Here is a 6,475-nt window from a genome sequence, read left to right as displayed (position 1 = left end):
TGTCCGGCCTGCTGGGCAATATCGGCTGGAAGACCGAGGGCGACGAGGTGGCGCAGACCGAATACCTGGGCGCGCGCGGCATCAAGTTTCACCGCCATCCGGGCGCGCATTTGCGCAAGAAGCCGGGCCGGTGGATTGTGGTGGCCGAGCTGGTGGAAACCACCCGCCTGTTTGGCCGGGGTATTGCCGCCATTGAGCCGCAGTGGGTCGAGCAGGTAGCAGGCCATCTGCTGAAGAAACAACTGCTGGACCCGCACTGGGAAAAGAAGGCCTCCGAAGTCACCGCGCTGGAGCGGGCTACGCTGTACGGCATCGTCATCTACAGCGGCCGCCGCGCCAACTTTGGCCGCGTGGACCCGGTGGGCGCGCGCGAAATCTTCATCCGCGAAGCCCTGGTGCAAGGCCAGTGGGACTGCAAGTTTCCGTTCCTGGAGGCCAACCTCAAGCTGATCAAGCAGGTGGAAGACCTGGAGCACAAGGCACGCCGCCAGGACGTGCTGGTGGACGACGAACTGATCTACGCCTTCTACGACCAGCAGCTGCCCGCCGACGTGTACGGCGGTGCCAGCTTCGAGCGCTGGTACCGCGACGCGCTGCAGCACAACCCCAAGCTCTTGCTGCTAACCCGCGAAGAGCTGATGCGCCACGAGGCGGCGGGCATCACCACCCAATCCTTCCCCAAAACCATCCGCCTGGGCGGTGTGGACTGCGCCGCCACCTACCTGCACGAGCCCGGCGATGCCAAGGACGGCCTGACCGTGACCGTGCCGCTGTTCGTGCTGAACCAGGTGAACGACGAACGCTGCGAATGGCTGGTGCCCGGCATGCTGAAGGACAAGGTCCAGGCCCTCATCAAAACCCTGCACCAGCGCCCGCGCTCGCGCCTGGTGCCGCTGCCCGAAACCGCCCGCACCATGGCCGAGACGCTGAACACGGTAGAGCTGTTTGGCGTGGGCCCGCTGGTCGACGCAGTGCTGAAGCTGGTGCGCGCCGCCACCTCGCTGGACGTGGCACGCGCCGACATCAAGGCCGACATGCTCAGCCCGCACATGTTCATGAACATCCGCGTGGTGGACGAGCATGGCCGCCAACTGGGCACGGGCCGGAATCTGGGTGCGCTCAAATCCGAGCTGGGTGCGCAGGCGCGCGGTGCGTTCCAGGCGCTGGCGGGCTTGAAGATGGCCAGCACGGTTCTTAAAGAAAATAAGCCTCCAGCGCAGGTGGAACCTGCGGCGACAGCTACTAAATCTGTAGTGAAACCGGCTACACCTGCGGGCCAGCGCTACACCGCATGGAGCTTTGGCGAGCTGCCGAGCTGTTGGAAATCCAGAAGGGCGGCCAAACGCTGATCGGCTATCCCGGCCTGATCGACGCGGGTGATGCGGTCACCATCGAAGTCTTCGACGAGCCCGAAGTAGCTGCCGCCAAGCACCGCGCGGGCCTGCGCCGATTGTTCTCGCTGCAGATCAAAGACGCGCTGAAGTACCTGGAAAAGAACATCCCCGATCTGCAAAAAATGGCCGTCACCTACATGCAGGTCGGCAAGAACGCCGACGGCTCGGGCGGCGGCACCATCGAAGAGCTGCGGGCGCAGATCATCGACGTGGCACTGGACCGCGCTTTCCTGCTCGATCCGCTGCCCACCGACGAGTTCGACTTCAAGCGCCGCATCGACGAAGGCCGGGGTCGCCTTACCCTGATCGCCAACGAGGTCGCCCGGCTGGCGTTGACGGTGTTGACCGAATACGGCACCGCCGCCCGCAAGATCAAAGACACCAAGAACGCCCCGGATGCGACGGCCGATGCCGCCCAGCAACTGGCCCGTCTGGTGCCCAAGCGCTTTCTGGCCGCCACCCCGTGGGCGGCGCTGCAGCACACCGCCCGTTACCTCAAGGCCATCACCGCCCGGCTGGACAAATACCGCGCCGACCCGGCCCGCGATGCCGCGCGCATGTTGGAGCTGCGCCCGCAAGAGCAACGCTACTGGCGGCTGGTGGCCGAGCGCAAGGGCGTGGCCGATGCCCGCATGCAGGAATTCCGCTGGCTGCTGGAGGAGCTGCGCGTCAGCTTCTTCGCGCAAGAGCTGAAGACACCGCAGCCCATCAGCGTGAAGCGGCTGGACAAGGCCTGGGCGCAGCTGGGCTAGTGTGCTACTGTTTTAAGAGCTGCTTGTGCTGGTGGGATGAGCGCTAGCGGCTTATTTTTTATAAATTTGACCAGCCCGATGTAAAAAGTTCAAATATTTTTACCCGGGTTTAACTTGTGCCTTGTTATATCCGGGTAGAATTCGCTCATTCTTTTTAACCCGGATAAAACTATGGCTTGGTTGGACACTCTTTGTACCGCCTTTGAAGGCGATCGCTGCATTGCCACTGGCACCCTGCGCGACGTGGCACCGTGCGCCAAGGCGGTAGCCGACTTGGCTGCAGACAGCCCGGCACCGCAGCCCCTGCTGCTCTTCGCGGATGCCAGTAGCGACACCATCGAGCTGGACTGGCGCGGCACGCTGGAAGTGTTTACCGCTAGGCTGGAACGCCAGGCGCAAGCGCTGGATGCTCTGGCCCCGCCCGAAGCTGCGGATGCGCCTTTGCCCGATACCGATGCACCGCGTGGCCCTGGTCGCCCCAAGCTGGGCGTGGTGGCGCGCGAGGTCACCTTGCTGCCGCGCCACTGGGACTGGCTGGCCACCCAGCCGGGCGGCGCTTCAGTGGCGTTGCGCAAACTGGTCGAGCTGGCGCAGCGCCAGTCGCAGGCCCAGGACCAGGTACGGCGCACTACCGAGGTGGCGTACAAATTCATGTCCACCATGGCGGGCCACCTGCCGGGCTTTGAAGAGGCCAGCCGGGCGCTGTTTGCCCATGACCTAGCCGGGTTCATCGCACGGATCGCCGACTGGCCGGTGGACGTGCAAAGCCATCTGCACAAAATCCTGGCCGAGGCGTGGCAGGCATGAATCGCGAGATCCGCGTGCCTCAAGCGCCCAAGCCGCTGTGGCGGGTTTACCTGGCATTTCTGGTGCCGATGGTCGCCAGCAATTTTCTGCAGGCACTGTCGGGCACGGTCAACAACATCTACCTGGGCCAGATGCTGGGCGTGGGGGCGATGGCCTCGGTATCGGCGTTCTTTCCGGTGCTATTTTTTCTGATCGCTTTCATGATCGGCCTGGGTGCCGGTGCGGCGGTATTGATCGGCCAGGCCTGGGGCGGCAAGGACCTGGAACGCGTCAAGGCGGTGGCGGGCACCACGTTGATGGTGGGGATTTATGCCGGGCTGGTGGTGGCGGTGTTCGGCGGTGCGTTCACCCCCGGCCTGCTGCGCGCGCTGGGCACACCGGCCGACATCCTGCCCGGTGCTATTGACTACGCGCGGGTGATGCTGCTGGCGGCACCGGCGGTGTTCATGTTCTTACTGGTCACCTCGATGCTGCGCGGCGTGGGCGACACCACCACGCCTTTGAAGACGCTGCTGATATCGACGGCCATTGGCCTGCTGGTCTCGCCCGCGCTGATCCGCGGTTGGGGCGGCTTGCCGCAGATGGGCGTGGCCAGCGGTGCCTACGCGGCGGGTATCGGTTTTGTGGTCTCGATGGCCTGGACGGCATGGTCGCTGCGCCGCTCCCAGCATGTGCTGGCACCCAACGCGAGCTTCTGGCCGCATCTGCGGATCGACCGGGCCATTTTGGGCAAGGTGCTGCGGATTGGCCTGCCGACTGGGCTGTCGATGATCACCATCTCGATCGCGGAAATTGCCGTGCTGTTTCTGGTGAACCGCTTTGGTTCGCAGGCCACGGCGGCCTATGGTGCGGTGAACCAGATCGTCTCGTACGTGCAGTTTCCGGCCATCTCGATCGCCATCACCGCGTCGATTCTGGGGGCGCAGGCGATTGGTGCAGGGCGCGGCCACACGCTGGGGCGGATTGCCCGCACCGGCATCTGGATGAACCTGCTGCTGACCGGCACGCTGGTGCTGCTGGGCTATGTGTTTTCGCGCAGCATTCTGGGGCTGTTCATCACCGATGTGCAGGTGGTGGACATGGCGCAAACCCTGCTGCACATCATGCTGTGGAGCAGTGTGGTCATGGGCATGTCGATGGTGCTGTCCGGCCTGATGCGCGCCAGTGGCACGGTGCTGGTGCCCACGCTGTTGACCATGCTGGCGATTGCCGGGGTAGAGATACCCGTGGCCTGGGTGCTGAGCGGCATCTACGGCCTGAACGGGATTTGGGCGGCCTATCCGGCGGCGTTTATTGCCATGCTGGCCATGCAAACCGCCTACTACTGTTTGGTATGGCGCAAAAAGCCCATCCACGTGCTGTGATTTCGGCGCGCAGGAGAGGGCGCTACGGTATGAAAATTGCAACTTCTTTTGCGCCAAAGAGTCGAATCGCCCTCTGCGCCGCAAGCCCGCTGCCGTACGCGAAGTAATGCAAAGAATCGCTTTGTATGCAGCTTAGCTGGGCACATGGCGCTATAGTTTCCCCAGTTTCATTTTTCTCAACCACAGGATTACTCTCATGCTGAACGGAAAAACTGCACTCGTTACCGGCTCCACCAGTGGCATTGGTCTGGGCATCGCACTGGAGCTGGCCAAGCAGGGCGCGAACATCATCTTGAACGGCTTTGGCGACCATGCGGGCCCCAAGGCCGAAGTTGAAGCCCTGGGCGTGAAAGTGGGCTACAGCGGTGCGGATATGAGCAAGCCCGCCGAGATTGCCACCATGATCGACTACGCCAACAAGGAGTTTGGCGGCGTGGACATTCTGGTCAACAACGCCGGTATCCAGCACGTGGCCCCGATCGAAGAGTTTCCGATCGAAAAGTGGGATTCCATCATCGCCATCAACCTGAGCGCTGCCTTCCATGCCACGCGCCTGGTCATTCCGGGCATGCGCGCCAAGAATTGGGGCCGTGTGATCAGCATTGCCTCGGCGCATGGTCTAGTGGCATCGGAAAACAAGTCGGCGTATGTAGCGGCCAAGCACGGCATCGTGGGTTTGACCAAAGTGGTCGCTTTGGAAACCGCCACCACCGGTATCACTGTCAACGCCATTTGCCCTGGCTGGGTGCTGACCCCGCTGGTGCAAAAGCAGATCGACGACCGCTCGGCCAAGGAAGGTATTCCCGTGGCCCAAGCCACCAAAGAGCTGCTGCAAGAAAAAGAGCCCTCGCTGCAATTCACCACCCCTGAGCAACTGGGTGGGCTGGCGGTGTTCATGTGTTCGCCCGCCGCCGACAATGTGCGCGGCGTGGCCTGGGCCAATGACGGCGGTTGGACGGCCCAATAAGCCGGAGGCAGCAGCATGAAAATCGAAGATGTGCGCGCCAAGGCGTTCGCCATGCCGTTGACGAACCCTTCGTTTCCGCGGCCTCCGTACCGGTTTTACAACCGCGAGTACATCGTCATCACCTACCGCACCGACCCCGATGCCCTGCGTGCCGTGGTGCCCGAGCCGCTGGAGATTACCGACAACGTGGTCAAGTACGAGTTCATCCGCATGCCGGACTCCACCGGCTTTGGCGACTACACCGAGACAGGGCAGGTGATTCCGGTCAGCTACAACGGCGACCACGGCGGCTACGTGCATTCCATGTACCTGGACGACGACGCACCCATCGCCGGGGGCCGTGAGCTCTGGGGTTTCCCCAAAAAGCTGGCCAACCCCAAGATCAGCCACGAGGGTGAGGTGCTGATGGCCACGCTGGACTGCCGCAGCATCCGCTGCGCCACCGCCACCATGGGCTACAAGCACCAGATCGCCGACAAGGATGCCGTGCACAAGTCCTTGCTGGCCCCCAACTATATGCTGAAGATCATTCCGCATGTAGACGGCGGCCCGCGCATTCTGGAGCTGGTGCGCTACTACCTGGAAGACATCCAGGTCAAAGGTGCCTGGACCGGCCCCGCCGCGCTGGAGCTGTTCCAGCACGTCTCGGTGGACGTGGCAAAGTTGCCGGTGCTGGAGGTGATTTCGGCATCGCACTTCATTGCCGACTTGACGTTGGGCATGGGCGAAGTGGTGCATGACTACCTGGCCTAATTTTGAGTTTTTGGGCCTTTTTTGAGGCCTCTAATCGGCCTCTGGCGCAGATTTAACCTGCGCTGAATGCTCCTGTTTTTGATATCAAAAACAGGAGCATTTTTGTTTACAGCTTGGCCAGTCGATCCAGCGCCGCCTGCAGGGTCTCGTCCTTTTTGGCAAAACAAAACCGCACGACCCGCTGGTCGAAGCCGTTGCCATAAAAGGCCGACAGCGGGATCGCGGCCACGCCGATTTCCTTCGTCAGCCACAGGCAGAAGTCGCCTTCGCTCAAGTCGCTCACGTCCGAAATATCCACGCACTGGAAGTAACTGCCTTCGCTGGGCAGCAGCTTGAACTTGGTGGCGGCCAGTCCGGCGCGGAACAGGTCGCGTTTGCGCTGGTAGAAGGCAGGCAGCTCCAGATAGGGCGTGGGGTCGGCCAGGTAGCGGCTCAACC

General features: G+C 62.6%; 5 protein-coding genes and 1 pseudogene. 5 read left to right on the top strand and 1 reads right to left on the bottom strand.

Features of this window, described 5'->3' with window-relative positions:
• The 5 genes and pseudogenes from ABI213_RS14570 to ABI213_RS14550 all read left to right on the top strand — a co-directional run.
• Positions 1 to 2,146: pseudogene (locus ABI213_RS14570) on the top strand (DUF3418 domain-containing protein); the annotation flags it as partial.
• Positions 2,147 to 2,317: 171 nt separating this feature from the next.
• Complete coding sequence (locus ABI213_RS14565) at positions 2,318 to 2,953, top strand: DUF2239 family protein (RefSeq protein WP_348027645.1); 636 nt, start codon at positions 2,318 to 2,320, stop codon at positions 2,951 to 2,953.
• Between the two features lie 8 nt (positions 2,954 to 2,961).
• Positions 2,962 to 4,317, top strand: coding sequence for an MATE family efflux transporter (locus ABI213_RS14560; RefSeq protein WP_348027647.1), 1,356 nt, complete (start codon positions 2,962 to 2,964; stop codon positions 4,315 to 4,317).
• A gap of 196 nt (positions 4,318 to 4,513) precedes the next feature.
• On the top strand, positions 4,514 to 5,284 hold the full coding sequence (locus tag ABI213_RS14555) for a 3-hydroxybutyrate dehydrogenase (RefSeq protein WP_348008037.1): 771 nt from the start codon (positions 4,514 to 4,516) through the stop codon (positions 5,282 to 5,284).
• A gap of 15 nt (positions 5,285 to 5,299) precedes the next feature.
• On the top strand, positions 5,300 to 6,037 hold the full coding sequence (locus tag ABI213_RS14550) for an acetoacetate decarboxylase (protein ID WP_348027643.1): 738 nt from the start codon (positions 5,300 to 5,302) through the stop codon (positions 6,035 to 6,037).
• Between the two features lie 106 nt (positions 6,038 to 6,143).
• On the opposite strand, the gene ABI213_RS14545 is transcribed toward ABI213_RS14550, so the two are convergent.
• Positions 6,144 to 6,475, bottom strand: a 332-nt coding sequence (locus tag ABI213_RS14545) for an aminotransferase class I/II-fold pyridoxal phosphate-dependent enzyme (RefSeq protein WP_348027641.1), incomplete at its 5' end; no start/stop codon positions are given.

The sequence above is a fragment of the Rhodoferax sp. genome (genome assembly GCF_039922535.1).
Classification (GTDB): domain Bacteria; phylum Pseudomonadota; class Gammaproteobacteria; order Burkholderiales; family Burkholderiaceae_C; genus Rhodoferax_B.
This window is presented reverse-complemented; position numbering and strand designations above follow the sequence as displayed.

What these genes read in the sequence shown, in the direction of transcription:
- ABI213_RS14565 (WP_348027645.1), top strand. Translation starts at nt 2,318, where the DNA reads ATGGCTTGGTTGGACACTCTTTGTACCGCCTTTGAAGGCGATCGCTGC.
- ABI213_RS14555 (WP_348008037.1), top strand. Translation starts at nt 4,514, where the DNA reads ATGCTGAACGGAAAAACTGCACTCGTTACCGGCTCCACCAGTGGCATT.
- ABI213_RS14550 (WP_348027643.1), top strand. Translation starts at nt 5,300, where the DNA reads ATGAAAATCGAAGATGTGCGCGCCAAGGCGTTCGCCATGCCGTTGACG.